At 72.1% G+C, this 25056-nt stretch carries 23 protein-coding genes and 1 pseudogene; 16 read left to right on the top strand and 8 right to left on the bottom strand.

Annotation, left to right across the window (positions count from 1 at the left end; translation table 11 throughout):
- Positions 1 to 2: 2 nt before the first annotated feature.
- The 3 genes from ACWC9T_RS12090 to ACWC9T_RS12080 all read right to left on the bottom strand — a co-directional run bounded on the left by ACWC9T_RS12090 (position 3) and on the right by ACWC9T_RS12080 (position 4318).
- Positions 3 to 1418 (bottom strand): metallopeptidase TldD-related protein, encoded by a 1416-nt coding sequence (locus ACWC9T_RS12090; RefSeq protein WP_449820936.1) that lies wholly within the window; start codon positions 1416 to 1418, stop codon positions 3 to 5.
- Entirely contained in the window at positions 1418 to 3019 is a 1602-nt protein-coding gene (locus ACWC9T_RS12085) for a TldD/PmbA family protein (protein ID WP_449820935.1), read from the bottom strand. Before ACWC9T_RS12085 ends, ACWC9T_RS12090 begins: the two co-directional genes overlap by 1 nt.
- Positions 3020 to 3172: 153 nt before the next feature.
- Positions 3173 to 4318 carry an MBL fold metallo-hydrolase gene (locus ACWC9T_RS12080; RefSeq protein WP_449820934.1) on the bottom strand — a complete coding sequence of 382 codons (1146 nt, stop codon included), beginning with the start codon at positions 4316 to 4318 and terminating at the stop codon, positions 3173 to 3175.
- 348 nt (positions 4319 to 4666) lie between these two features.
- Here ACWC9T_RS12080 and fabG point away from each other — a divergent pair, with 348 nt between their 5' ends.
- Together fabG and fabI are read left to right on the top strand one after the other, a co-directional pair.
- Positions 4667 to 5386: a 3-oxoacyl-[acyl-carrier-protein] reductase gene (gene fabG, locus ACWC9T_RS12075; RefSeq protein WP_449820933.1), complete on the top strand. Its 720-nt coding sequence runs from the start codon at positions 4667 to 4669 to the stop codon at positions 5384 to 5386.
- 2 nt (positions 5387 to 5388) lie between these two features.
- Positions 5389 to 6156: an enoyl-ACP reductase FabI gene (gene fabI / locus ACWC9T_RS12070; RefSeq protein ID WP_449820932.1), complete on the top strand. Its 768-nt coding sequence runs from the start codon at positions 5389 to 5391 to the stop codon at positions 6154 to 6156.
- 140 nt (positions 6157 to 6296) lie between these two features.
- Here fabI and ACWC9T_RS12065 read toward each other — a convergent pair whose 3' ends face one another.
- Positions 6297 to 7010, bottom strand: a complete 714-nt coding sequence (locus ACWC9T_RS12065) for a FadR/GntR family transcriptional regulator (protein ID WP_449820931.1) — start codon at positions 7008 to 7010, stop codon at positions 6297 to 6299.
- Between the two features lie 122 nt (positions 7011 to 7132).
- Between ACWC9T_RS12065 and ACWC9T_RS12060 the strand changes: the two genes are divergently transcribed.
- The 3 genes from ACWC9T_RS12060 (at position 7133) to ACWC9T_RS12050 (ending at position 9298) form a co-directional block, all read left to right on the top strand.
- Positions 7133 to 8419: a CynX/NimT family MFS transporter gene (locus tag ACWC9T_RS12060; protein WP_449820930.1), complete on the top strand. Its 1287-nt coding sequence runs from the start codon at positions 7133 to 7135 to the stop codon at positions 8417 to 8419.
- 76 nt (positions 8420 to 8495) lie between these two features.
- Complete coding sequence (locus tag ACWC9T_RS12055; RefSeq protein ID WP_449820929.1) at positions 8496 to 8618, top strand: SGM_5486 family transporter-associated protein; 123 nt, start codon at positions 8496 to 8498, stop codon at positions 8616 to 8618.
- 152 nt (positions 8619 to 8770) lie between these two features.
- A complete protein-coding gene (locus ACWC9T_RS12050; protein ID WP_449820928.1) occupies positions 8771 to 9298 on the top strand; it encodes a SixA phosphatase family protein in 528 nt (175 codons plus the stop codon).
- 66 nt (positions 9299 to 9364) lie between these two features.
- On the opposite strand, the gene serB is transcribed toward ACWC9T_RS12050, so the two are convergent.
- Entirely contained in the window at positions 9365 to 10621 is a 1257-nt protein-coding gene (gene serB / locus ACWC9T_RS12045; protein ID WP_449820927.1) for a phosphoserine phosphatase SerB, read from the bottom strand.
- 225 nt (positions 10622 to 10846) lie between these two features.
- Here serB and ACWC9T_RS12040 point away from each other — a divergent pair, with 225 nt between their 5' ends.
- From ACWC9T_RS12040 to ACWC9T_RS12030, 3 genes are all read left to right on the top strand, one after another.
- The gene (locus tag ACWC9T_RS12040) at positions 10847 to 13429 is read left to right on the top strand and encodes an FHA domain-containing protein (protein WP_449820926.1); all 2583 of its coding nucleotides are present in this window, start codon (positions 10847 to 10849) and stop codon (positions 13427 to 13429) included.
- Between the two features lie 294 nt (positions 13430 to 13723).
- Entirely contained in the window at positions 13724 to 14821 is a 1098-nt protein-coding gene (locus ACWC9T_RS12035; RefSeq protein WP_449821008.1) for a GAF domain-containing sensor histidine kinase, read from the top strand.
- Positions 14814 to 15467 (top strand): response regulator, encoded by a 654-nt coding sequence (locus ACWC9T_RS12030; RefSeq protein ID WP_449820925.1) that lies wholly within the window; start codon positions 14814 to 14816, stop codon positions 15465 to 15467. The genes ACWC9T_RS12035 and ACWC9T_RS12030 overlap by 8 nt, the downstream gene beginning before the upstream one ends.
- On the opposite strand, the gene ACWC9T_RS12025 is transcribed toward ACWC9T_RS12030, so the two are convergent.
- Positions 15464 to 16267, bottom strand: coding sequence for a hypothetical protein (locus tag ACWC9T_RS12025; RefSeq protein WP_449820923.1), 804 nt, complete (start codon positions 16265 to 16267; stop codon positions 15464 to 15466). The genes ACWC9T_RS12030 and ACWC9T_RS12025 overlap by 4 nt on opposite strands.
- Positions 16268 to 16416: 149 nt before the next feature.
- Here ACWC9T_RS12025 and ACWC9T_RS12020 point away from each other — a divergent pair, with 149 nt between their 5' ends.
- From ACWC9T_RS12020 to ACWC9T_RS11990, 7 genes and pseudogenes are all read left to right on the top strand, one after another.
- Positions 16417 to 17208: an ABC transporter ATP-binding protein gene (locus ACWC9T_RS12020; RefSeq protein ID WP_355676774.1), complete on the top strand. Its 792-nt coding sequence runs from the start codon at positions 16417 to 16419 to the stop codon at positions 17206 to 17208.
- 146 nt (positions 17209 to 17354) lie between these two features.
- Positions 17355 to 17786 carry an NfeD family protein gene (locus ACWC9T_RS12015; RefSeq protein ID WP_449820922.1) on the top strand — a complete coding sequence of 144 codons (432 nt, stop codon included), beginning with the start codon at positions 17355 to 17357 and terminating at the stop codon, positions 17784 to 17786.
- Between the two features lie 10 nt (positions 17787 to 17796).
- Complete coding sequence (locus tag ACWC9T_RS12010) at positions 17797 to 18855, top strand: SPFH domain-containing protein (RefSeq protein ID WP_449820921.1); 1059 nt, start codon at positions 17797 to 17799, stop codon at positions 18853 to 18855.
- Positions 18856 to 19051: 196 nt separating this feature from the next.
- Positions 19052 to 19810: a sulfite exporter TauE/SafE family protein gene (locus ACWC9T_RS12005; RefSeq protein ID WP_449820920.1), complete on the top strand. Its 759-nt coding sequence runs from the start codon at positions 19052 to 19054 to the stop codon at positions 19808 to 19810.
- A gap of 131 nt (positions 19811 to 19941) precedes the next feature.
- Positions 19942 to 20028 (top strand): annotated as a pseudogene (locus tag ACWC9T_RS12000) (DUF1272 domain-containing protein); the annotation flags it as partial.
- Positions 20029 to 20062: 34 nt separating this feature from the next.
- Positions 20063 to 20368 carry a 4a-hydroxytetrahydrobiopterin dehydratase gene (locus ACWC9T_RS11995; protein WP_396249365.1) on the top strand — a complete coding sequence of 102 codons (306 nt, stop codon included), beginning with the start codon at positions 20063 to 20065 and terminating at the stop codon, positions 20366 to 20368.
- 106 nt (positions 20369 to 20474) lie between these two features.
- Complete coding sequence (locus ACWC9T_RS11990) at positions 20475 to 22436, top strand: outer membrane protein assembly factor BamB family protein (RefSeq protein WP_449820919.1); 1962 nt, start codon at positions 20475 to 20477, stop codon at positions 22434 to 22436.
- A 75-nt stretch (positions 22437 to 22511) separates the two neighbouring features.
- Here the strand turns inward: ACWC9T_RS11990 and ACWC9T_RS11985 are convergent, their stop codons facing one another.
- Complete coding sequence (locus ACWC9T_RS11985) at positions 22512 to 23042, bottom strand: HNH endonuclease (RefSeq protein WP_449820918.1); 531 nt, start codon at positions 23040 to 23042, stop codon at positions 22512 to 22514.
- A 292-nt stretch (positions 23043 to 23334) separates the two neighbouring features.
- Between ACWC9T_RS11985 and tyrS the strand changes: the two genes are divergently transcribed.
- Complete coding sequence (gene tyrS / locus ACWC9T_RS11980) at positions 23335 to 24603, top strand: tyrosine--tRNA ligase (protein WP_449821007.1); 1269 nt, start codon at positions 23335 to 23337, stop codon at positions 24601 to 24603.
- 221 nt (positions 24604 to 24824) lie between these two features.
- On the opposite strand, the gene ACWC9T_RS11975 is transcribed toward tyrS, so the two are convergent.
- Positions 24825 to 25056: hypothetical protein (locus tag ACWC9T_RS11975; protein WP_449820917.1), on the bottom strand; the 232-nt coding region annotated here is incomplete at its 5' end.

Genomic DNA, 25056 nt, shown 5'->3' with positions numbered 1-25056 from the left:
GGCTATGAGGCCTGGCTGACCGAACTCATGTTGAAGTCCGCGACACGCACGGGTGGCATCGCGGTGCGGGTGAACCAGTCGCTCCACTCGCGGGGCAGGCAGCGCTCCGTGCGGCCCACCTCGGTGATCCGGCCGAGCAGGTCGACCGGGGACTCGTTGAACCGGAAGTTGTTGACCGCGCCGACCACCTCGCCGTTCTCCACCAGGTACACGCCGTCCCGGGTGAGGCCGGTGAGCAGCAGCGTCGCCGGGTCCACCTCGCGGATGTACCAGAGGCAGGTGAGCAGCAGGCCGCGCTCGGTGCGGGCGATCATCTCGTCCAGGGTCGGCGCGGACTCCGGGCCGACCGTCTCCAGCACCAGGTTGTCGATCGCCGGGCGCAGCGGCAGGCCGGTGAGGCCGGCCGAGTGGCGGCTGGTGATCAGCTCGGCCAGCACGCCCTCGCGGATCCACTCGGTGGCGGTGATCGGCTCGCCGTTGTCGAAGACCGAGACGTCGCCGCCGCTGCGGTGCGCCAGCACGAACGGGACGGCCTCCAGGCCCTCCTCGTGCGGGTCGGAGCGCAGCGTCAGCGGCAGGCCGGCGAGCTTGTCGCCGATCCGGGTGCCGCCGCCGGGCTTGGAGAAGACGGTGCGGCCCTCGTGGGCGTCGCGGCCGCCGGAGGACCAGCTGAGGTAGACCATCAGGTCGGCCACGGCCGAGGGCGGCAGCAGCGTCTCGTACCGCCCGGCCGGCAGGTCGACCTTGCGGGCGCCCCAGCCGAGGCGCTTGGTCAGCTCGGTGTGCAGGGCCTCGACGTCGATGTCGTTGAAGTCCTGGGTGGCGGCGCCGACCCAGGCCGAGCCGGACAGGTCGGCGGTCTTGGCGTTGATCTCGACCATGCCGGTGGCCTGGTCGTGGCGCAGCCGCAGGCCGGTGGAGCTGCCCAGGTAGCTGGTGGTGATCTCGTGCCGGGCGAAGCCGTACAGCAGCTCGCCCCGCGCGGCGGCGCGGGCGAAGGCCTCGCCGAGGGCCGGGCCGAAGGCGTCGAACACCTCGATCGAGGTCTCCGCGGGCGGCTGGGTGAAGTGCGGGGAGGGCGGCTGGTCGGCGACCAGCGGCTGGGCGTCCTCGGCCGGGCCGGCCGCGCGGGCGGCCGCTTCGGCGGCCCGGACCAGGTCCTCGACGTCCTCGGCGGTGACGGCCTCGCGGGAGACCACGCCGGAGGCGGTGCCCTCGGCGCCGGCCACGGTGGCGATCACGGTGAGGCGACGGCTGCGGGTGACCCCGTTGGTGGTCAGCGCGCCCCCCGGCTTGTTTCCAGGGGCGGCCCAGCGCAGGTTGGCGGTGGACTCCTCGTCGGCGATCACCACGCAGCCGTCGGCGCGGGAGAGGCCGAGTGCCAGCTCGACGAGTTCGTGGGGCTGCGTCGCGGTCATCAGTGACCCGCCTCCTGCTGGGTGTTGAGCACGTTGACGTTGCGGAACAGCGCCGACGGGCAGCCGTGGCTGACCGCCGCGATCTGGCCGGGCTGCGCCTTGCCGCAGTTGAAGGCGCCGCCGAGGACGTAGGTCTGCGGGCCGCCGACCGCCGCCATCGAGCCCCAGAAGTCGGTGGTGGTGGCCTGGTAGGCGAAGTCCTTGACCTGGCCGGCGAGTTCGCCGTTCTTGATGGCGTAGGCGCGTTGCCCCGTGAACTGGAAGTTGTACCTCTGCATGTCGATCGACCACGAACGATCGCCGACGATGTACAGGCCGTTCTCCACCCCGGCGAACAGGGCCTCGGTGTCCGGGCCGTCGGCGGCGGGCTGGAGCGAGACGTTGGCCATCCGCTGCACCGGGACGTGCGCCGGGGAGTCCGCGAAGGCGCAGCCGTTGGAGCGCTTGAAGCCCTTCAACTTGGCCATGCCGCGGTCGAGTTGGTAGCCGACCAGGATGCCGTCCTTGATCAGGTCCCAGGACTGGGTGGCCACGCCCTCGTCGTCGTAGCCGATGGTGGACAGGCCGTGCTCGGCGGTGCGGTCGCCGGTGACGTGCATCAGCTCGGAGCCGTACTTGAGGGTGCCGAGCTGGTCGAAGGTGGCGAAGGAGGTGCCGGCGTAGGCGGCCTCGTAGCCGAGCGCGCGGTCCAGCTCGGTGGCGTGGCCGATCGACTCGTGGATGGTCAGCCAGAGGTTGGACGGGTCGATGACCAGGTCGTAGCGGCCCGCCTCGACGCTCGGCGCCTTCATCTTCTCGGCCAGCAGGACGGGCAGTTCGGCGATCTCCGCGTCCCAGTCCCACTCGCCGCCGGTCAGGCTCCGTCCATCGGGGGACGACCCCCGGACCCCCGTGAGGAATTCGTAGCCGCGGCCGACCGGTGGGGCCAGGGTGCGCATCGAGTCGAAGGCGCCGGTGCGCTCGTCGACCGAGGTGGCCTCCAGGTCGGAGTAGAGCCGGATCCGCTGCTGGGTCGTCATGGTGCCCGCGGTGTCGGCGTAGAACTTGTTCTCCTGGACGGTCAGCAGGGCCGCCTGGACGTGCGAGACGCCCTGGGCGGCCAGCAGCCGGGAGCTGCGTTCGGCGAGCAGGGCGCTCTTCTCCGCGTCCGGCACCTCGAAGGGGTTGACCTCGTACGCGGAGACCCAGGTGACGTCCCGGTGGACGGGCTCGTCGGCCAGCTCGACCCGCTCGGTGGAGCCGGCCGCCCGGCTGATCCCGCCGGAGAGCCGGGCCACCGCGACGGCCTGGGCGGCGACCTTCGCCGCGGCCTCCGGAGTCAGGTCCACCCCGGCGGCGAAGCCCCAGGCGCCGTCCAGCAGGACGCGGACGGCGAAGCCCAGCTGCACGCTGTCGGAGGTTCCCGCCGGACGGGCGTCGCGCAGCCGCCAGGAGGCGCTGCGGACCCGCTCCAGGCGGAAGTCGGCGTGGCTCGCGCCGAGTTCACGGGCCCGGGTGAGGGCGGCGTCGGCGAGGGTGCGCAGCGGGAGGGCGAGGAACAGCGGGTCGACGGCGCGTCCGTGCGGGGCGCCGGCGCTGTCGGCCGGAGGGATCGGAGGCAATCGGGCTCCCAGGTCGCGGGGGTGGCGGTGCGGGTGCCCGCAGGGCGCCCGCACCGCATCATTTCCCGTCCACGGGTCTCCGGCCAGCGCATTTCGCCCGGTGTGCCGCGGTTTCGGCCAGCTGTGTCCTTCGATCGTCGCCGCGGCGGACCGTCAGGAGACGGACTCCCACCAGCCGTCCAGCTCCGGCGGGTTGTCCACGTCGACCCGCTCGCCGGGGCGCGGCACGGCCAGCGGGACGGCCTGGGCCTTGGCCTCCTTGAGCAGCCGCTCGACCGGCTCGGCCCACGGGTGCAGGCCCAGGTTGAAGGTGCACCAGTGGACCGGCACCAGCAGGCCGGCCCTGAGGTCGCGGTGGGCGAGGACGGCGTCCTCGGGGGTCATGTGGATGTCGGCCCAGGCCGCGTCGTAGGCGCCGATCTGCACCAGCGCGGCGTCGAAGGGGCCGTGCTGCTCGCCGATCCGGCCGTAGCCCTCGAAGTAGCCGGAGTCGCCGGTGTAGAAGACCTTGCGGGCGGGGCCGGCGATCACCCAGGAGCCCCACAGGGTGGTGTTGCGGGTCAGGCCGCGGCCGGAGAAGTGGTGCGCGGAGGTGAGGGTGAGCACCAGCTCGCCCAGGGTGCAGGTCTCGTCCCAGTCCAGCTCGATGATCCGGTGCTCCGGGACGCCCCAGCGGCGCAGGTGGCCGCCGATGCCGAGCGGCACCGCGAAGGGCGCGGACTGGCTGCGCACCAGGCGCTTGACGGTCGCCATGTCGAGGTGGTCGTAGTGGTCGTGCGAGATCAGCACGACGTCGACCGGCGGCAGCTCCTCCAACTCGACCGGCACCGGGTGCAGCCGCTTGGGACCGACGTGCGCGGCGGGGGAGCAGCGGTCGCTCCAGACCGGGTCGAGCAGGACCCGGGAGCCCTCGACCTCCACCAGCGCGGAGGCGTGCCCGTACCAGGTGATCTCCACGCCCTCGGCGGCCGGGCCGGTCGCGGCGGCGGGGCGGACGGTGGGCACCGGGTGGGCGGGGACGCGGCCGGCCCGGTCGAACAGCATCCGGCGGACGGTCGCGGGGTCGACACCGGGGGCGTCGGCGGCGCGGGCGAGCGTCGAGGGCGCGTTGTGGAAGACGCCGTCGCGGTACTGCGGGGAGTTGCGCACCCGCTCCTCGCGCTCGCCGTCCGGGCGGCGCCCGAACGCCGCGGGCAGGTCGCGCAGCGACCAGGCGGCGGCGCCCAGGCCCGCCGCCAGGGCGGTCAGGGTGAGCAGTCGTCCGCGTCGGTGGGTGCTCCCGGGCCGTGCCTTGGTCATGCGCCCTGCCTTCGTTCCTCGCCGGGACTGTTCGGGGAAGGGTACGGCCAATCCCGGGTCGGCCGACACCGAGGGGGCAACGGGTGCGTCGGTCCGTGTTGTTCCCGTGCCGTCGCCCCGGTCGTGGCGGGCGCTCCGGCCTGCGGGGCCCAAGGCGTGTCTGACAATTCCCGCCGGGCGAGCCGGACGACGGGCACCGGACGCTGCGGGTACGGATTGTCGGATTGCGACAGTTCCTCCGGTGCGGCGCTGTGGGAGCCCGATGCGCCTGCTCCGCCGACCGCCCGATAGCGTCACACTGCGTACGCATTCCGACGTACGTGCTCACACACGGAGAGAGGTGGATCGTTGAGCCGCTCGGTTCTCGTCACCGGAGGAAACCGGGGCATCGGCCTCGCGATCGCCCAGGCCTTCGCCGAAGCGGGCGACAAGGTGGCCATCACCAGCCGCTCGGGTGAGGTGCCCGAGGCCCTGGCGAAGTACGACGTCCTCGCGGTGCGCTGCGACGTCACGGACGCCGCGCAGGTCGACGCCGCCTTCACCGAGATCGAGCAGAAGCACGGCGCGGTCGAGGTACTGGTCGCCAACGCTGGCATCACCAACGACACCCTGCTGCTGCGGATGTCCGAGGAGGACTTCACGTCCGTCCTGGACACCAACCTGACCGGTACCTTCCGGGTGGTCAAGCGCGCGTCGAAGCTGATGATGCGCGCCAAGAAGGGCCGCGTGGTGCTGATCTCCTCCGTGGTGGGCCTGTCCGGCTCGCCGGGCCAGGCCAACTACGCCGCCTCCAAGGCCGGCCTGGTCGGGTTCGCCCGGTCGCTGGCGCGCGAGCTCGGCCCGCGCAACATCACCGTCAACGTGGTGGCCCCCGGCTTCGTGGACACCGACATGACCGCGGTGCTCAGCGACGAGCGCCGTAAGGAGATCGTCTCCGGCGTGCCGCTGGGCCGCTACGCGGCGCCCGCCGAGGTCGCCTCCACCGTGCGGTTCCTCGGGTCGGACGAGGCCGCGTACATCACCGGAGCCGTCATTCCCGTCGACGGCGGATTGGGCATGGGTCACTGATCATGAGTGGAATCCTCGAAGGCAAGCGGATCCTGATCACCGGCGTGCTGATGGAGTCCTCCATCGCATTCCACACCGCCAAGCTCGCGCAGGAGCAGGGCGCGGAGATCATCCTCACCGCCTTCCCGCGCCCGAGCCTGACCGAGCGGATCGCCAAGAAGCTGCCGAAGCCGGTCAAGGTGCTGTCGCTGGACGTCTCCAGCCCGGAGGACCTGGCGGGCATCGCCGACCAGGTCCGCGAGCACCTGCCGACCCTGGACGGCATCGTCCACTCGATCGGCTTCGCGCCGCAGGACGCGCTGGGCGGCAACTTCCTGGACACCCCGTGGGAGTCCGTGGCCACCGCGATGCACGTCTCGGCGTACTCGCTGAAGTCGCTGACCATGGCGCTGCTGCCGCTGATGCAGGACGGCGGCTCGGTGGTCGGCCTGACCTTCGACGCCCAGTTCGCCTGGCCGCAGTACGACTGGATGGGCCCGGCCAAGGCCGCCCTGGAGTCGACCAGCCGCTACCTGGCGCGCTACCTGGGCCCGCGGGACATCCGCTGCAACCTGGTCTCGGCCGGTCCGCTCGGTTCGATGGCCGCCAAGTCCATCCCGGGCTTCGGCGACCTGGCCGACACCTGGAACCACCGCTCCCCGCTGAAGTGGGACATGAGCGACCCGGAGCCGACCGGCCGTGCCGTCGTCGCGCTGCTGTCGGACTGGTTCCCGAAGACCACCGGCGAGATCATCCACGTCGACGGCGGTGTGCACGCCATCGGCGCCTGATCCGCTGAAACCGCCGCTGCCCGGCACCCCCGCGGAGGGGGTGCCGGGCAGCGGTGTTGCCCCACCCCGAGCCGAAGGGCGCGCCGGCGCCGAAAGAGGCCGAAAGGGAGAGCGCGAGGGAGCGCCGACCGGCGCGCCGGTCAGGAGCGCCCGGAGGCGAGCGGGCGAGTCACGGCTGCCTGTGCCTCCGCGGTGGCGCAGGCGCCGATGGCGCGGCCGGCCTCGATCGAGGCGCGCGGGGCGTCGCCGGCCCGGATGGCGTCCAGGATGGTGTCGTGGCCGATGTAGCGCTCGGCGATCAGCTCGGGGCCGACGTCGTTGCGCAGGTGTGCGCGGGTGACCTCGCCGAGGTCGGCGTAGACGGCGAGTAGCACGTCGTTGTGGGCGGCGGCGACCACGGCCTGGTGGAAGGCGGCGTCGGCCTGGACAAAGTCCTCGGCGTCGCCGGAGTGCCAGGCGGCCTCACGGCGGCCGAGCGCGGCGTCCAGCAGCTCCAGGTCGCGCGCGGTGCGGCGGGCGGCTGCCAGGCCCGCCGCGGACGTCTCCAGCGCCGTCCGCAGCTCGGCGACCTGGGCCTGGTCGGCGTCGGCGAAGCGGCGGTGCATCACCCCGGCCAGCTCGCTGGTGGCGAGCACGTAGGTGCCGGAGCCCTGCCGGATGTCGAGCAGCCCGTTGTGGGCGAGGGCGCGGACGGCCTCGCGGACGGTGTTGCGGGCCACCCCCAGCTGTTCGACCAGCGCGGCCTCGGTGGGGATGCGCGAGCCGACGGGCCACTCCCCGGAGGTGATCTGGGCGCGCAGCTGCGCGATCACCTGGTCGGACAGCGGCGTGCGCCTCGGCGATGACAGCGCCACGGGGACTCCTTGCGGCTACGGGGTGGGTGGGCCCTGGGGGAAGTGGCCGGTTGATGAACGGTCGGCACATCATGCCAATTCCAAGGTGCATCAATTCATCCCATCATTCTATGATGGCGCCCATGGCTCCCGCAGCAGACACCACCGCCACCTCCCCCCGAACCGGGGCCCGGCCGCAGACCGAGCGGCCCTCCGGCTCCGCCAAGTACCTCGGCTTGCTGTTCGCCGTCGCGATCGCCGCCGCCGCCTTCAACCTGCGCCCCGTGGTCACCAGCCTCGGGCCGCTGCTCGACCAGGTCCGCGGCGACCTCGGGATGAACCCGACGCTCGCCGGACTGCTCACCGCCGTCCCCTCGCTGTGCTTCGCGCTGTTCGGCTTCGCCGCGCCCGCGGCAGCCCGCCGGATCGGCCCGATCGCGGTGGTCACGGCCGGGATGGGCGCGATCACCGCGGGCGTGCTGGCCCGCTCCTTCGCCGGCGGCACCGCGGTGTTCCTGCTGCTGACCGCGCTCGCCCTGGCCGGTGTGGCGGTCTCCAACGTGCTGCTGCCGGTGGTGATCAAGCGGTACTTCCCGGAGAAGGTCGGTCCGATGATCGGCCTGTACTCCATGGCGCTGTCCGCCGGCACCGCGCTGGCCGCCGCCGTCACGGTGCCGCTGACCAGCGCGCTCGGCGGCGACTGGCGCTACGGCCTGGGCGTCTGGGCCGCGCTGGGCGCGCTCGCCCTGGTGCTCTGGCTGCCGGTGCTGATCGCCAAGCGCGAGCGCGGAGAGCGCGCCGACGGCGCCGCGACCCCCGCCGAGCTGCCGATCACCCGCAGCCGTACGGCCTGGGCGCTGGCCTGCTTCTTCGGGCTGCAGGCCACCGGCGCGTACGTGGTGATGGGCTGGCTGCCGAAGATCTTCCAGGACTCCGGCGTCGACAAGGGCACCTCCGGGGTGCTGCTCGCGGTCACCATGGTGATCGGCGTGCCGGTCTCCTTCGTGCTGCCCAACCTGGCCGCCCGGCGCGGCGACCAGCGGTTGTTCGTGGTGGTGCTGGCCTCCTGCGGCATCGCCGGGTACGCCGGTCTGGCGCTCGCCCCGGCCGGGGCGCCGTGGGTCTGGTCCGTCCTGGTGGGCCTGTCCAACTGCGCCTTCCCGCTGGTGCTGACCATGATCGGGCTGCGCGCCCGGACCGCGGGCGGGGTGGCCCAGCTGTCCGCCTTCGCCCAGGGCGTCGGCTACCTGATCTCCATCCCGGGACCGATCCTGATCGGCCGGATCTACCAGGCCACCGGCGAGTGGTACTGGCCGCTGGGCTTCCTGGCGCTGCTGCTGGTGCCGCAGATGCTGTTCGGCCTGCGTGCCGCGCGGGCCCGGCACATCGAGGACGAGGCGGTCCACCCGGCCGAGAAGGTCAAGGCCTGACGGGGAAGGTCAAGGCTCGCCCAAGGCGGGAGGGCCGGGGATCGACGGGCGTGTTCGGGGTGGGAGAATTCCGGACATGCCCGTTCTCGACCCGAACCCCACCGACGGCCGCAAGCAGCTCGGCCGTATCGCCCTCGCCTTCGGTGCCATCGTGGTGCTGGTGGCGGTCATCGCCACCGTCGCCGCCCAGATCGGCTGACCACCGCCCGTACCGCCGCCGTACTCCCGGTGCCCCTTTCGTTTCGAGAAGGCGGCCGGGTGAACGGGCACGATGGCACCCGCCACCCCGGGGAGTGGCGGCAAGCGTGAGCGCCGCGCCGCCGGGCGGCTTTTCTGCCAAGCTTGCTGGGTATGAGCGCCGACACGTCCCGCAGGATCATCGTTCTCCGCCATGCCAAGGCCGACTGGCCGAACGGCGTGGACGACCACGAGCGGCCGCTGGCCGACCGGGGCCGCCACCAGGCCCCGGACGCCGGCCGCTGGATGGCCGACTCCGGGATCAATCCCGACTTCGTGCTCTGCTCCACCGCCCTGCGCACCCGCGAGACGTGGAAGCTGGCGGCACACGAACTGCCCAAGCGGACGCGCAAGACCGTGTACGAGGAGCGGATCTACGAGGCCAGCCCGGGCGAGATCATCACCGTCCTCCAGGAGACCCCGGAGGAGTACGTGGACGTGGTACTGGTCGGCCACAACCCCGGGGTGCTGGGTCTGACCCAGGTGCTGGCCGGGGACGCGGGCGACCGGGACGCGCTGGAGCGGCTGCGGCTGGGTGGCTTCCCGACGGCGGCGGTCGCGGTGCTCACCTTCTCCGGCTCCTGGAAGGGCGTCGAGCCGGGCATGGCCCAGCTGGTCTCGTACCACACGCCGCAGGACTGACGGCCGGAACGTCAGCGAGGAGCGCGCGGATCGGATCCGCGCGCCCCTCGTTCACGTCCGCAGGCCTCACTCGGTCGGGGTGCCGTCGTGCACGTCGGCGGCCTCGACCTCCTCACGGGTGATGCCCAGCAGGTAGAGCACGGTGTCCAGGAACGGCACGTTCACCGCGGTGTCGGCGGCCTCGCGCACCACCGGCTTGGCGTTGAAGGCCACCCCGAGCCCGGCCGCGTTCAGCATGTCCAGGTCGTTGGCGCCGTCGCCGATCGCCACCGTCTGCTCCAGCGGCACCTTCGCCTGCTCGGCGAAGCGGGCCAGCCAGCGGGCCTTGCCGGCCCGGTCCACGATCTCGCCGACCACCCGGCCGGTGAACTTCCCGTCCACCACCTCCAGGGTGTTGGCGGCCGCGAAGTCCAGCCCCAGCAGCTCCACCAGGTGGTCGGTGACCTGCGTGAACCCGCCGGAGACCACCGCGACCTGGAAGCCCAGCCGATGCAGGGTGCGGATCAGCGTGCGCGCGCCCGGGGTGAGCCGGACCTCCGCGCGGACCTTGTCGGTCACCGAGGCGTCCAGCCCCGCCAGCAGCGCCACCCGGGCGCGCAGCGACTCGGCGAAGTCCAGCTCGCCGCGCATCGCCGCCGCCGTCACCTCGGCGACCTGCTCCTCGCAGCCCGCGTGGGCGGCGAACAGCTCGATCACCTCGTCCTGGATGAGCGTGGAGTCCACGTCCATCACCACCAGGCGCTTGGCACGGCGCTCCAGCCCGGCCGCCACCACCGCGACGTCCACCCGCTGGGCGGCCGCCTCCTGGGCCAGCTCGGCCCGCAGCTCCTCGGTGGCCACACCGGAGACGGCCAGTTCGACCGCGGTCACCGGGTACTTGGCGAGTCGGAAGACACGGTCGATGTTGCCGCCGGCCGCGGTGATCCGGGAGGTCAGCGCGGAGACGGCGGAGGCGGTCAGCGGGTTGCCGAGCACCGTCACGTGCGAACGGCCCTCGCGGCGCGGCCGGTTGTCGCCGATTCCGGAGAGGATCTCGGCCTGCAGCTTCTGCTCGTCCGCCCAGCGGTGCACGGTGGCCCGCAGGCCGCCCTCGGCGCCGGGCGCGTGGGGCGGGGTGACCAGGGCACACAGCGTGATGCGGCCACGCGTGACGACCTGCTCGATGTCGATCACGTCGACGCCGAAGCCGGCCAGGGTGGCGAAGAGGCCGGCGGTGATGCCGGGGCGGTCCTTGCCGAACACCTTGACGAGCAGGGTGCGCTCGTCCGCGGTCCGGGGCTGGGCGGCGGGGAGGGGCTCAGCGGCCAAGGGCGATGCGTTCATGGTGACTCCCACGCTACCCGTCGGCCCTGGAGGGGCGGGTACCCGTCCCACCTCGCGGGACGGGGGCGCGCCCCGGCTCCGGTAGCAGCCTGGTCACAGTCACCCGGGGTGACTTTCATCGGCGGTCGGCGGGCTGGAATGATTCCCCCCGTCAGTCAGAGGAACAGAGCACCCCCGGCCGGGGGCCACAATTCGGGGGAACCGAGAGAGCGGGGCAGGCGCGCAGTGCCGCAACTCGTCATTGAGATCAACGGACAGCAGCGGACTCTGGAGCCCGGGCGGTCCTACACCATCGGGCGCAACCCGCAGTCGGACTTCCCGTTCGACGACGCCAGGGTCTCCTGGCAGCACGGGACCATGAGCTTCAACGGCAGCGGTTGGCTGCTGGACGACCACGGCAGCACCAACGGAACGTACGTGGCCGGAGCCCGCACCATGCAGGCCCAGCTGTTCCCCGGTGCCGTGGTCAACCTGGGCAACCCGGAGAACGGTCCCCGCCTCGCCTTCTCGGCGCCCGTGGTCGCGGCCGCCCCGCAGCCGTCCCCGGTGCACGACGCCGCCACCGCCCGCGGCCCCGTCCCGACGCCCCACCAGCCCGGGCCGCAGCAGGCCTGGCCGGGGCAGGACCCGTACCAGCAGCAGGCCTGGCCGGGCCAGCAGGCCCAGGCGCAGCAGCCGTACGTGCCGCCGCAGCAGCAGTACGCGCCGCCGCAGGACCAGCACGCCGGCTTGCCGCAGCAGCAGGGCTTCCCGCAGCCGCCGCAGCACGGCGGTGGCGGCGCCCCGCAGCCGACGATGATCCGCAACCTGACGTCGGCCATGCGCACCGTCAGGATCGGTCGTGCGCTGGACAACGACATCGTGGTGTCCGACCTCCAGGTCTCCCGCCACCACGCCGAGCTGCGCCAGCTGCCGGACGGCCGCTACGAGATCGTCGACCTCGGCAGCCACAACGGCATCTTCCTCAACGGCCAGCGGGTGCAGCGTCAGCTGATGGGCCCGCAGGACCGGCTGACCGTCGGCCACTCCGGCTTCGTCCTGGTCGGCGACCAGCTGCAGGAGTTCGTCGACACCGGCGCGGTCTCCTTCTCCGCCCGCCATCTGACCGTCGAGGTCGAGCACAAGGGCGCCAAGAAGGTCCTGCTCAACGACGTCAGCTTCGGCCTCCCGGAGAAGTCCCTGGTCGCGGTCATCGGCCCGTCCGGCTCCGGCAAGTCGACCCTGCTGCGCGCCCTCACCGGCTACCGCCCGGCCGACCGCGGCGAGGTGCTGTACGACGGCCGCAACCTCTACAAGCAGTTCGCCGAACTGCGCTCCCGCATCGGCCTGGTGCCGCAGTCGGAGATCCTGCACCGCGAGCTCACCGTCCGAAAGGGCCTCAAGTACGCGGCCCGGCTGCGCTTCCCCGGTGACACCGAGGCGAAGGAGCGCGACGCCCGGATCGACGAGGTGCTGTACGAGCTGCGCCTGGACAAGCGCGCCGACAACAAGATCACCGCGCTCTCCGGCGGTCAGCAGAAGCGCGTCTCGGTCGCCCTGGAGCTGCTCACCAAGCCCTCGCTGATCTTCCTGGACGAGCCCACCTCCGGCCTCGACCCGGGCATGGACCGCGAGGTCATGCAGATGCTGCGCGGCCTGGCCGACGACGGCCGCACGATCCTGGTCGTCACCCACTCGGTGGCCGAACTCGCGCTCTGCGACCGGCTGCTGGTGATGGCGCCGGGCGGCTCGGTGGCCTACTTCGGCCCGCCGGACGAGGCGCTGCACTTCTTCGGGTACGAGACCTGGGCGGACGTCTTCCAGGCCTTCGAGAACTACCCGGACCACGACTGGGCCGGCCGCTACCGCGGCTCCGTGCACTACCAGCAGTACTCCGCCCCGACCGTCGAGGCGGGCGAGGTGCAGCACGTCCAGGTCGCCCAGGAGGCCGTCCGCCCGCCCAAGCCGCAGAGCTGGGGCTCGCAGCTGTGGACCCTGATGCGCCGCTACATGTCGGTGCTCGCCTCGGACCGCGGCTTCCTGGCGCTGTCGGTGCTGCTGCCCGCGGTCATCGGCGCGGTCAGCGTGCTGATCCCCAACGAACCGGGGCTCGCACCCAACCCGAAGACCCAGCTCCACCTCAACAACGGCGCCGCGACGATCATGCTGATCCTGGCGATCGGCGCCTGCTTCTCCGGAGCGGCCAACTCGGTCCGTGAGTTGATCAAGGAACGGGCGATCTACGAACGGGAACGGGCCACCGGCCTGTCCCGCTCGGCGTACATGATGTCCAAGATCATCGTGCTGGGCATCTTCAGCGTGATCCAGGGCGCGATCATCTCCGCCGTCGGTTTCCTGCCGCGCAAGCTCCCCGAGCACGGCCTGATCGTCAAGAACCTGCCGATCATCGAGATGACCATCGGCATGATCCTGCTGAGCTTCGCCGCGATGATGTTCGGCCTGATGATCTCCGCGCTGGTGAAGACCGCCGAGAAGACCATGCCGCTGCTGGTCATGTTCGCCATCGTCCAGGTCGTCTTCACCGGCTGCCTCTTCCAGATCTTCAGCAAGCCCGGTCTGGAGCAGGTCGCCTGGCTGATGCCGGCCCGCTGGGGCACCGGCATCGTGTCCACCACGCTCGACCTGTCGAAGCTGATGGGCCCCTGGAACAAGGACTTCCAGAACCCGAAGTATGACCCGCTGTGGGACCACAGCGTCGCCCAGTGGGCGATCGACGCGGGCGTGCTGATCGCCATCTCGGTCGTCATCGGCGTGATCGTGACCCGGCTGCAGCGCCGGCACGAGCCGGAGGTCATGCAGAAGGGCTGACAGCCCGTCGCCGAAAAGGGCGCTCTCCCCGGTCGGGGGGAGCGCCCTTCGGCGTTACCCGCCCGCTCGCCACCCCGCCCGCTCGCCACCGGCTCACGCCGCGCCCGGCCCAGCGGCCTAGGTCCCCGGACCTGCGTCCGGCGCGGCCGTGGACGGACGCGACGGCGTCCGCGACGGCGGTAGTTTGGCGATATGCCCAGCACGACCGGTGACCACCGGAATTCCGACGGCCCGCTGCCCGCCTGCGACCCCTGCCTCTCCGGCATCGAGGCCGTCAGCCAGGCGCTGCTCGCGATGAGCCGGCACCTGGAGGTCCGCGAGGTGCTGCGCCGCATCACCGCCTCCGCCCGGGAACTGCTCGGCGCCGAGTACGCGGCCCTGGGCGTGCCCGACGACCACGGCGGCTTCGCCCAGTTCGTGGTCGACGGCATCACCGACGAGCAGTGGCGGGCGATCGGCCCGCTGCCCCGCCAGCACGGCGTGCTCGCCGAACTGCTGCACGAGACCGGCCCCACCCGCCTCGCCGACGTCCGCAGGGCTCCCGCCTTCGAGGGCTGGCCGGCCGCCCACCCCGAGATGGACGCCTTCCTCGGCATGCCCGTCCTGGACGGCGAGGCCGCCGAGGACGAACCCCGGGTGATGGGCGTCATCTTCCTCGCCAACAAGCGCGGCGGCGGCCTGTTCACCGACCACGACGAGGAACTGCTGCGGATCCTCGCCGCCCACGCCGCCCTCGCGCTCTCCAACGCCCGCCTGTACGAACGCAGCCGCGAACTCACCCTGGCCGGCGAGCGCGCCCGGATCGCCCACGACCTGCACGACGCCGTCTCGCAGAAGCTCTTCTCGCTGCGCCTGACCGCCAAGGCCGCCGCCAAGCTCGTCGACCGCGACCCGGCCCGTGCCCGCGCCGAACTCGCCGAGGTCGCCCGGCTCGCTGCCGAGGCCGCCGACGAACTGCGCGCCGTCGTGGTCGAACTGCGCCCCGCCGCGCTGGAGGAGGACGGGCTGAGCGCCACCCTCGCCTCCCAGGTGCAGGTCCTCGACCGCGCCCACACCGCCGACGTGGCCTTCGCCGCCGACGGCGTGCGCGCCCTGCCGCCCGCGCAGGAGGCCGCGCTGCTGCGGGTCGCCCAGGAGGCGCTGCACAACGCGCTGCGCCACTCCGGCGCCCGCCGGGTCACCGTCACCCTGGCCGGGACGCCCGCGCGCGGCGCCCTGCTGCGGGTGCGCGACGACGGGCGCGGCTTCGACCCCGAGTCCGTCCGACGGGCCGGCCGACACCTCGGCCTGGCCTCGATGCGCGACCGCGCGGCCGCCGTCGGCGGCACGCTCACCCTGGAGTCCGCCCCCGGCAAGGGGACGCTCGTCGAGATGGAGGTCTCCGGTGCCTGAGAGCACGCCGCCGATCCGCGTCCTGCTGGTCGACGACCACCAGGTGGTCCGCCGCGGGCTGCGCACGTTCCTGGAGGTCCAGGACGACATCGAGGTGGTCGGGGAGGCCGCCGACGGGGCCGAGGGCATCGACCGCGCCCGCGAACTCGACCCGGACGTCATCCTGATGGACCTCAAGATGCCCGGTGTCGACGGCATCGAGGCGCTGCGCACGCTCAAGGACGAGGGCAGCCGCGCCAGGATCCTGATCGTCACCAGCTTCACCGAGCACCGCACGATGGTCCCCGCGCTGCGGGCCGGCGCCGCCGGGTACGTCTACAAGGACGTGGACCCGGAGGCGCTGGCCGGCGCGATCCGTTCCGTACACGCCGGCCACGTGCTGCTCCAGCCCGAACTGGCCGAGGCGCTGCTCTCCGACGAGGGCCCGCGCGCCCCGCAGGGCCGCGGCGGCACCCTCACCGAGCGCGAGCGCGAGGTGCTCGGCCACATCGCGGACGGCCGCTCCAACCGGGAGATCGCCCGCAGCCTGCACCTGTCGGAGAAGACGGTGAAGACCCACGTCTCCAACATCCTGATGAAGCTGGACCTGGCCGACCGGACCCAGGCCGCGCTCTGGGCCGTCCGGAACGGCGAGACGCGCGCCTAACGGTCCTCGCGCTCGTCCACCAGGGCGTTGTAGGCGGCCACCTGGGCCCGACGGGCGGTGCGCCGCAGTGGCGCCAGGACGGACTGGCGGGCCGCCATCTCGGAGGCGCTGACGGCCGCGCCGTGGCCGCCCGAGGCGATCGACAGCAGCGCGGACACCTGCCGGGCCGACTCCAGGACCCGTACCGCCCGCGGCGGGTAGCCGGGGGCGAGCAGCTCGGTGTGGCCGCGGCGGCGGTAGGCCTCCAGGGCGCGCAGCGCCTGCGGCCCGGCGCCGGCCACGTCGAGCCGGGTGAGCAGGACGGTCGCCTCGCGCAGCCCGTCCGCCAGCTCGCGCTCGGCCTCGTGCAGCGAGGGCACGTCGGCCGGCACGGCGTCGTTGACCTCGGCGCAGCGCCACAGCACGGTGGCCGAGCGGTCCCCCTCCGGGCCGTACACCGTGATCTCCGGCACCAGGCCGAGCGGCACCCCCATCGCGAGCACCGCCTCGCCGGCCGCCATGGCCCGCTCGTTGAAGGCCGCCGGGCCGGTCAGGCCCAGCGGGTGCCCGGCCGAGGGCAGCGCCAGGCGCAGGCCCCTCACCCCGAGCACCCGCAGTCGTCCCAGTGCCCAGGTCAGCCCGTGCTGCTCGCCCGGCTCGTCCCCGGGCAGCCCGGTCACCCGGTGGCTCTCGTCGGCTCCGAGCACGGCCGCAGCGGCGTTGTCGGGCGGCACCAGGCCGCTGAGCAGGGCGTTGCCCCAGGCGGTCAGGCGCCCCGAACGGGGCTCTTCGTACGGATTGTCGGCAGGAGTGGCGAGCATCCGGCCAGCCTACGGAATCGGCGGTCATCCGCGTGGCGTAGGTTTGCCCCTGCGTGTGCGGCGCACCCACCCCGTGCCCACCGGCTGCCGGAGTAGGCTCGCCGCCCGCACCGACGGCCGAGATTTTTTGTATTGGGGAAGGCGTGGGCATGAGCGACGTGCTGGAGCTGGTGGACGTATCCGTGGTCCGGGAGGGGCGCGCGCTGGTCGACCAGGTCTCGTGGTCCATCTCCGAGGGTGAGCGCTGGGTCATCCTGGGCCCGAACGGCGCCGGCAAGACGACCCTGCTGCAGATCGCCTCCTCGTACCTCTTCCCGACCTCGGGCAAGGTCTCGGTGCTGGGTGAGAAGCTGGGCGAGATCGACGTCTTCGAGCTGCGCTCCCGGATCGGCTTGGCGGGCGCCGCGATGTTCGACAAGCTGCCGGCCGAGCAGACCGTCCTGCAGACCGTGCTCACCGCCGCCTACGGCATGACGGTCAGCTGGCAGGAGACCTACGAGCAGTCCGACGAGGGCCGCGCCCTCGCACTGCTCGACCGCATGGGCATGGCCAACCTCACCGGCCGCAAGTTCGGCACCCTCTCCGAGGGCGAGCGCAAGCGCACCCTGATCGCCCGCGCCCTGATGACCGACCCCGAGCTGCTGCTGCTCGACGAGCCCGCGGCCGGCCTGGACCTCGGCGGCCGCGAGGACCTGGTCCGCCGGCTCGGCGCGCTCGCCCAGGACGAGTTCGCCCCGGCCATGGCGATGGTCACCCACCACGTCGAGGAGATCGCCCCCGGCTTCACCCACGTCCTGATGATCCGCCAGGGCAAGGTGCTCACCGCCGGTCCGATCGACACCGAGCTGACCGCCCGTAACCTCTCCAAGTGCTTCGGGCTGCCGCTCACCCTGGAGCGCCACGGCGACCGCTGGTCGGCCCAGGGCCTGCCGCTGGGCTGAGGCCCCGTCCGACCCCGCACCGATCCCTCGTTGACCCCTCACCCGTCCATCACTCGGAAGGCCGTCGGAACCGGTCGCACTTGCGACCGGTTTCCGCCCCTCGACCTGCGGGAACTGTCCGCCTCGAAGGCCCTTCGCTCCCTAGGATGGACATTGTGGACAGCTGGACCTGGTGGCTCCTGGCCGCCGCAGCCCTCGGCATACCGCTGGTGCTCACCGCGGTGCCGGAGTTCGCCCTGTTCGCGGTCGGTGCGCTGGCGGCGGCCGGGGTGGCCGCGCTGGGCGGGGGAGCGGTCCTCGAAACCCTGACCTTCGTCGTGGTCTCGGTCGGGTTGGTGGTCTTCGTCGGCCCGGTCGCCCGCCGGCAGCTGCGGAAGGGTCCGCAGATCAAGATGGGCATCGAGGCGCTCCAGGGTGCCACCGCGGTCGTCGCGGAAACCGTCGACGGGGAGGGCGGTCGGATCAAGCTCAACGGCGAGATCTGGTCGGCTCGCGCGCTCAACCCGGACAGTGTGTACCAGCCGGGTCAGAAGGTCGACATCGTCGAAATCCAGGGCGCGACCGCCCTGGTCGTCTAGGGGAGAGTCCGTGGAACCCGTCCTTATCGTTTTGGTCGTCCTGGTCGTGGTGGCCTTCATCGCGCTGATCAAGACGATCCAGGTCATCCCGCAGGCCAGCGCCGCGATCGTGGAGCGCTTCGGCCGCTACACCCGGACGCTCAACGCGGGGCTGAACATCGTCGTCCCGTTCATCGACCGCGTCCGCAACCGGATCGACCTGCGCGAGCAGGTCGTACCGTTCCCGCCGCAGCCGGTGATCACCCAGGACAACCTGGTCGTCAACATCGACACCGTCATCTACTACCAGGTGACCGACCCGCGGGCCGCCACGTACGAGGTCGCCAGCTACATCCAGGCGATCGAGCAGCTGACCGTCACCACGCTGCGCAACATCATCGGTTCGATGGACCTGGAGTCCACGCTGACCTCTCGCGAGGTCATCAACGCCGGTCTGCGCGGCGTCCTGGACGAGGCCACCGGCAAGTGGGGCATCCGGGTCAACCGCGTCGAGCTGAAGGCGATCGAGCCGCCGACCTCCATCCAGGACTCGATGGAGAAGCAGATGCGCGCCGACCGTGACAAGCGCGCCGCGATCCTCACCGCCGAGGGTCAGCGCCAGGCGCAGATCCTCAAGGCCGAGGGCGAGAAGCAGGCCGAGGTGCTCAAGGCCGAAGGTGAGGCCCAGGCCGCGGTGCTGCGCGCCGACGGCGAGGCGGCCGCGATCCGGACGGTCTTCGAGGCCATCCACGACGGCGATGCCGACCAGAAGCTGCTCGCCTACCAGTACCTGCAGACCCTGCCCGAACTGGCCAAGGGCGACTCCAACAAGCTCTGGATCATCCCCAGCGAGGTCGGCGACGCGCTCAAGGGCCTGGGCGGCGCCTTCAACGGTCTGACCGGCAACGGCGCCAACGGTGGGGCCAACGGCGGCGCGGTCGCGGCGCCGAGCGTCCCGCAGGCGGCCCCGGCGGCCACCCAGGTGCCGCTCGACCCGGCGGCCGGGCCGCGGCCGGTCGACGTCGAGAAGGGCGCAGTCCGTCCCCGGGTGGACCCGGCCCGGGAGTACCGCAAGATCGACCCGGAGTGATGTGACCGTGTTCGGTGGAGGGCCCGCTGCCTGGTGGTGGCGGGCCCTCGGGCTTTACCGCGCCTTCACGCGGCGGCACTGTCCCGTACGTCCCGAATGCGCTGTGGCGTACGTCCCGAATGGCGGGCGGGCCTGGTCGGGCCGGGGCGGGGTCCGGCATGATCCCCTCGGACAGGACCGAGAGGAGAGGTGACCCGTGACGCTCTGGGAGGCGATCGCCGTCCTGGTGGCCGGCGTCGGTGCCGGGATGATCAATGTGATCGTCGGCTCCGGCACTCTGATCACCTTCCCGGTGCTGCTCGCCGTCGGCATCCCGCCGGTCACCGCCAACGTCTCCAACTCCTTCGGCCTGGTGCCCGGTTCGCTCAGCGGCGTGATCGGCTACCGCCGCGAACTGGTCGGCCAGGGCCGCCGTCTGCTGCGCATGGGCACCGCCTCGCTGCTCGGCGGGCTGGTCGGCGCGCTGCTGCTGATCAAGCTGCCGAGCGGGGCCTTCGACGCGATCGTCCCGGTGCTGATCCTGCTCGCCCTCGTCCTGGTGGTGATCCAGCCCCGGGTGGCCAAGGCCGTCGCCGCCCGCCGCCGCCAGGACGGCGACCCGGACGGCAGCCTGGTGCTGCTGACCGGGGTGTTCCTCACCGGCATCTACGGCGGCTACTTCGGCGCCGCTCAGGGTGTCCTGCTGATGGCGCTGATGGGCATGCTGCTCCAGGAGGACCTGCAGCGGATCAACGGGGTGAAGAACGCCCTGGCGATGATCGTCAACGGGGTCGCCGCGCTGTTCTTCCTGTTCACCGCGACCGTCAACTGGACGGCCGCCGGGCTGATCGCGGCGGGCTCGCTGGTCGGCGGCCTGCTCGGCGCCAAGGTCGGTCGCCGGCTTCCGCCGACCGCGCTGCGCGGGGTGATCGTGGTGGTCGGGCTCGTGGCCGTCACCAAGCTCCTGCTGAGCTGAACGAACGTCAGACCGTACTCAGGTCGGAGGAATACGCCATGGCCCTGGAGATGCGCGAGACCTGTGAGCGCTGCGCGGTGTCGCTGACCGCCGACGGCCCCGCCTCGATATGTTCCTAGGAGTGCACCTTCTGCCCGGACTGCACCGAGGCCATGGCCGCCGGCTGCCCCAACTGCGGTGGCGAACTGGTGGCCCGTCCGCGCCGGAAGGCCGCCTGACCGGCACCCGACCGACGACACCCGGAGCGCACCGATGAGCAGCAGGGCACGGCTGAGCGAGGACGAGATCACGGCGGCCCTGGCTGCCCTGCCGCAGTGGGCGCGGGAGGGCGACAGCATCGCCCGCGGCGCGGACGCCCCGGACTTCCCGGCGGCGATCCGGGTGGTGGTCGCCGTCGCCGAGCAGGCCGAGGCGCTCGACCACCACCCCGACATCGACATCCGCTGGCGCACCCTGCGCTTCGTCCTGTCCACCCACAGCGCCGGCGGGCTCACCGGCCTGGACTTCACCCTCGCCGCCCGCATCGACGAGGCCCTGCGCGCCGAGTCGGCGGCCTGAGGCCGGCCCGCTGCGCTGCGTCGAGGGCCCGGGTGGGGCACCTGGACGGGCGTGAGATGCTGACTGCCGCAATCGGCAGGCAGGCGGGGCTGGGAGGGACGCAACGATGGCGCAGGAGCCCTTCGGAGATGCCCACGCCCAGCAGCAGTGGTACCCCCAGGGCGGGTACTACGACCCGCAGCAGCCGCAGGGGCAGTGGCAGCAGCCGGCGCCGCCGGCGGGCTACGAGGGCGCGGGCGGGTACGGGCAGCAGGCGCCGCAGTACGACCAGCCGCGGTACGACCAGCAGGGCGGGTACGGCCAGCAGGGCGGGTACGGCCAGCAGGGCGGGTACGGCCAGACCGGGTACGTGGAAGGCGGGTACGTCCAGGGCGGCTACGGCCAGGGGCAGTACGGCGGCCAGGAGCAGTACCAGCCGTACCAGCAGCAGTACCCGGACTACGGGCAGCAGTCGTACGCGCCGTACGTCGCTGTGGAGCAACCGGCTGAGGAGGCGCTGTACGTCCCGGCGGGCGCCGGGCATTCGGCCGACGGCTGTGTGTACGTCGAGGAGCCTCCGGAGACGCCTGAGCCCGCTGCCGAGGAGGAGCCGGCGGAGCCCGCCGGGTCGGCCGCTGCCGTGTCTGCCGCGTCCTCGCGGGCGGCTCGGCGGAGCGGTGGTGGCCCCGGCTCCAGCTCCGGCTCCGACACCGGCACCGGCACCGGCTCCTCGCTCGCGGCCAAGGCCCGGGCGGCCGCCGACGCCGTGCTGACCGGGGAGCACGTGCCCAGCCGGCGGGCCCTGATGGTGCGGGCCGGCGCCGGGATGGCCGCACTCGGGGTGCTGGTCACGGCCGCACTGACGGTCGGTGCCGAGGGCGGCGGCAGCGCGTCCGCGACCAGCAGCGGCGAGCCCGGCTTCACGGTGGCGCACTCCAAGGCCTGGTCCGCGCAACCCGCGGCCGCCACCCAGGGCGGGGGCGACGACACACTGATCGGCAGTTGGCTGTTGGCCGACGCGGTGGTCCGCGCCGACGGCTCCGGCGTGCACGCGTACGACCGGACGGCGGGCAAGCCGACCTGGTCGGTCGAGCCCCCGGCGACCGGTGCCGTCCCGTGCGGGCTGTCGGCGGGCGTGAACCAGACCGGGCTGGGCGCGGCGCTGTTCCGGCCGCAGGCCGATCCGAAGAGCCCCTGCACGCTGGTCGCCGCCGTGGACACCAAGACCGGCAAGACCGTCTGGACCAAGAACGTCTCGGACGCCAAGGGCGCCTACGCCGCGCGGATCGGCGTCACCGAGGACAAGGTGATCGCGGTCGGCGACGACCGCGCGGTCGCCTGGGACTCCGCCGACGGCAAGGACGTCTGGCAGTACACCGGACAGGGCAAGTTCTGCACCCTGTCCGGCGGCGTCAGCGGCAAGACCGTGCTGGTCGCCTCCTCCTGCGCCGACTCGACGCCCGCCGACCAGGCCGTGGCGCTGAACACGGCGGACGGCAAGGTCTCCTGGTGGCGGGGCCTGAACAACCAGCCGAAGACGGTCACGGTGCTCTCCGCCGAGCCGGCCGTGGTGCTGACTACCGGCGGCAAGCCCGAGGACGACCGGGTGTTCGCCTGGGGCACCAGCGGCGACCCGGCCGCCGAGATCTCGGTGGTCACCGACGACGGCCGGCTGGACGTCGCTCACGGTACGTTTTCGGCCACCCCGAACGTCTTCTTCGAAGGCCGCACCATGGTCGCCACCCTGGCCCCGGCGAACGGCGGCGGGCCGGTGTCCGCGGTCGGCTACGACCTGGACACCGGCAAGCAGCGCTGGAAGGCGCAGACCGCCGCCAAGGGCACCGTCCGCGCGGTCGGCATCGACGGCGGCTCGTTGGTGCTGGCCGCCGACGAGCGCCGAGACCAGCCTGCCCGCCTCGGCCGCTTCCCGCTGGCGGGCGGCCAGGAGGCGGTCGGCGGCAACTTCCCGCCCGGCACCGGCTCGCTGCTGGTCTCCGGGCGGGTCGTGATCGGCGGCGGACAGGTGGTCGTCATACCCGAGCACTCGGCCAACTTCGGCACGGCGGCGGGCTACCAGGCGAAGGGCTGAGCTCCCTTCGCGGTCAGGCTTTTGCGGAGGCCCTTGCGGACGAGCTTGCGGACGGCCTTGCACACGACCCTGTGGTCAGGCCGCCGGGACCGGCCGGCCCGGTATGTCCGGCAGCCAGTCGGCCAGTTCCCTGGCCTCCGAGCCGCGCAGGCCGAGCGCCAGCATCAGGGTGGCCTGCGGCGTCGGCACGAACGGCCGCCGCAGCAGTTTCATCCCGGCCTGCTCCGGCGTCCGGTCGGCCTTCCGCTGGTTGTCCTCGGCGCACGCGGCCACGGTGTTCATCCAGCTGTCCTCGCCACCGTGCGACTTGGGGTGCAAGTGGTCCACGGTGGTGGCCCGGCGCCCGCAGTACGCGCACAGGTGCTGGTCCCGGGCCAGGACACCCCGCCTCGACCACGGGGCCTGTTGTCGGAACGGCACCCGTACGTACCGTTGCAGTCTGATCACCCGTGGCACCGGGACGGCCACGCCCGTCCCCCGGATCGAGCGCAGCGGATGCGCCTGCTCCACCACCGCCTTGTCCTGGAGCACCAGGACGACGGCGCGCTGGAGCGACACCGTTGTCAGGGGCTCGTAGCTCGCGTTCAGAACCAGCGTGTTGCGCACTCGGCACACCCTTCCCACGGGCGTGCCACGGCGGCACGACCGTCTCCACACACGTCACTGCCGCCGCACGGCGGTGGAACCACTCTGAATGGGCCCACAGCCGACGAACAACGGAATTTCCCGTATCGGACAGGCACCCGGGGGAGGGCGGCGGGTGCCCGGCGCGGTGCCTCGGCGAAAACTCGCTGGCCGGGACCGCGTAGGCTCTATCAGGCTGGAGTCGTACCGACCCGGGGCCCGACCGAACCGGGCCAGCACCGGGCAGACGCCCGATCGAAGGAGAAGCGTGACCGTGACGGACATCGTCGACGAGCTGCGGTGGCGTGGGCTGATCGCCCTGTCCACCGACGAGGACGCACTGCGCAAGGCGTTCGCGGACGGCCCGGTCACGTTCTATTGCGGCTTCGACCCGACGGCCCCCAGCCTGCACCTCGGCAACCTGGTGCAGATCCTCACCATGCGCCGCATCCAGCAGGCGGGAAACCTCCCGCTCGGCCTGGTCGGCGGCGCCACGGGCCTGATCGGCGACCCGAAGCCCACCGCCGAGCGCGTGCTCAACGACCCCGAGACGGTGGCCGGCTGGGTCGAGCGCCTGCGTGGTCAGATCGCGCGCTTCCTCGACTTCGAGGGCCCGTACGCGGCGCGCATGGTCAACAATCTGGACTGGACCTCCGGGATGTCGGCCATCAGCCTGCTGCGTGACGTGGGCAAGTACTTCCGCGTCAACAACATGATCGCGAAGGAGGCCGTCGCCCGACGGCTCAACTCCGACGCGGGCATCAGCTACACCGAGTTCAGCTACCAGATCCTCCAGGGCATGGACTACCTGGAGCTGAACCGCCGCTACGGCTGCACCCTGCAGACCGGCGGCAGCGACCAGTGGGGCAACCTCACCGCCGGCACGGACCTGATCCGCAAGGCCGACGGCAGGTCCGTGCACGCGCTGGCCACGCCGCTGATCGTCAAGGCCGACGGCACCAAGTTCGGCAAGACCGAGTCCGGCACGGTCTGGCTCGACCCCGAGCTGACCACCCCGTACGCCTTCTACCAGTTCTGGCTGAACGCGGACGACCGGGACGTCTCCAACTTCCTGCGGATCTTCAGCTTCCGCTCGAAGGAGGAGATCGAGGAGCTGGAGCGCGAGACCGCCGAGCGCCCCGCCGCCCGCCTCGCCCAGCGCGCGCTGGCAGAGGAACTCACCACACTGGTGCACGGCGCTGAGCAGTACGAGCGCGCGGTCGCCGCGTCCAAGGCGCTGTTCGGTCAGGGCGACCTGGCCGATCTGGAGGCCCCGACCCTGGCCGCCGCTCTGGCCGAGGTCCCGAAGGCCGAGGTGTCCGAACTCCAGCCGGTGGTCGACCTGATGGTCGCCGTCGGCCTGGCGCCGAGCCGCTCGGCTGCCCGCCGGACGATCAAGGAGGGCGGTGCCTACCTCAACAACGTCAAGGTGACGGATGAGGAGGCTGTGCCAACCGAGGCGGACCTGCTGCACGGCCGCTGGCTCGTGCTGCGGCGCGGCAAGCGAAACCTGGCGGCAGCGGAGCTGGTCTCGGCCAGCTGACCGGTACCCTGACCTGCCAGCCGATCGTCTGGCTGAAAGCGCACCCGCTCTGAGCTGCGGCTCTGAGCCCCGAGGGCCGGATCTGGACAGATCCGGCCCTCAACGTTTGACGATGTCCTCCAGGTGGCCTAGTGTTGAACGAGTCGCTGGAGCGGCCAACCTACTTCGCAAGATCCACTCTCACCTCGATGCCCATTCATTTGGGGTTGTTGGCGTTTTCGTCAACCGGGTGTGAGCGTGAATTTCGAGCAACGCTCGGAATAAGCTAAAGTGGTGGTCGCCGCGGAAAGCGGCCCCGTCAGTTCGGGAAAATTGGATGAATGAAACTCCGGAAACGGAGCGGAAAACATCTGATAAACTGGAAACACGAAAGAACGAAGCGCCCGGAGGGCCCGCTGGAAGGCGGCCTGAAGGAAGTGTCCGTTCCTTGAGAACTCAACAGCGTGCCAAAAG

The sequence above is a fragment of the Kitasatospora sp. NPDC001159 genome, from assembly GCF_053598235.1.
Note: the sequence above shows the minus strand (reverse complement) of the source record. Positions and strands in the feature narration are given on the sequence as shown.

Excerpts from the sequence above, each read along its gene's own strand:
- ACWC9T_RS11995 (WP_396249365.1), top strand. The coding sequence starts at position 20,063 with ATGAGCAGCAGGGCACGGCTGAGCGAGGACGAGATCACGGCGGCCCTG.
- ACWC9T_RS11990 (WP_449820919.1), top strand. The coding sequence starts at position 20,475 with ATGGCGCAGGAGCCCTTCGGAGATGCCCACGCCCAGCAGCAGTGGTAC.
- ACWC9T_RS12025 (WP_449820923.1), bottom strand. The coding sequence starts at position 16,267 with ATGCTCGCCACTCCTGCCGACAATCCGTACGAAGAGCCCCGTTCGGGG.
- ACWC9T_RS12080 (WP_449820934.1), bottom strand. The coding sequence starts at position 4,318 with ATGACCAAGGCACGGCCCGGGAGCACCCACCGACGCGGACGACTGCTC.
- ACWC9T_RS12055 (WP_449820929.1), top strand. The coding sequence starts at position 8,496 with ATGCCCGTTCTCGACCCGAACCCCACCGACGGCCGCAAGCAGCTCGGC.
- fabI (WP_449820932.1), top strand. The coding sequence starts at position 5,389 with ATGAGTGGAATCCTCGAAGGCAAGCGGATCCTGATCACCGGCGTGCTG.
- ACWC9T_RS12050 (WP_449820928.1), top strand. The coding sequence starts at position 8,771 with ATGAGCGCCGACACGTCCCGCAGGATCATCGTTCTCCGCCATGCCAAG.
- serB (WP_449820927.1), bottom strand. The coding sequence starts at position 10,621 with ATGAACGCATCGCCCTTGGCCGCTGAGCCCCTCCCCGCCGCCCAGCCC.
- ACWC9T_RS12015 (WP_449820922.1), top strand. The coding sequence starts at position 17,355 with ATGGACATTGTGGACAGCTGGACCTGGTGGCTCCTGGCCGCCGCAGCC.
- ACWC9T_RS12020 (WP_355676774.1), top strand. The coding sequence starts at position 16,417 with ATGAGCGACGTGCTGGAGCTGGTGGACGTATCCGTGGTCCGGGAGGGG.
- ACWC9T_RS12090 (WP_449820936.1), bottom strand. The coding sequence starts at position 1,418 with ATGACCGCGACGCAGCCCCACGAACTCGTCGAGCTGGCACTCGGCCTC.
- ACWC9T_RS12035 (WP_449821008.1), top strand. The coding sequence starts at position 13,724 with ATGAGCCGGCACCTGGAGGTCCGCGAGGTGCTGCGCCGCATCACCGCC.
- ACWC9T_RS12060 (WP_449820930.1), top strand. The coding sequence starts at position 7,133 with ATGGCTCCCGCAGCAGACACCACCGCCACCTCCCCCCGAACCGGGGCC.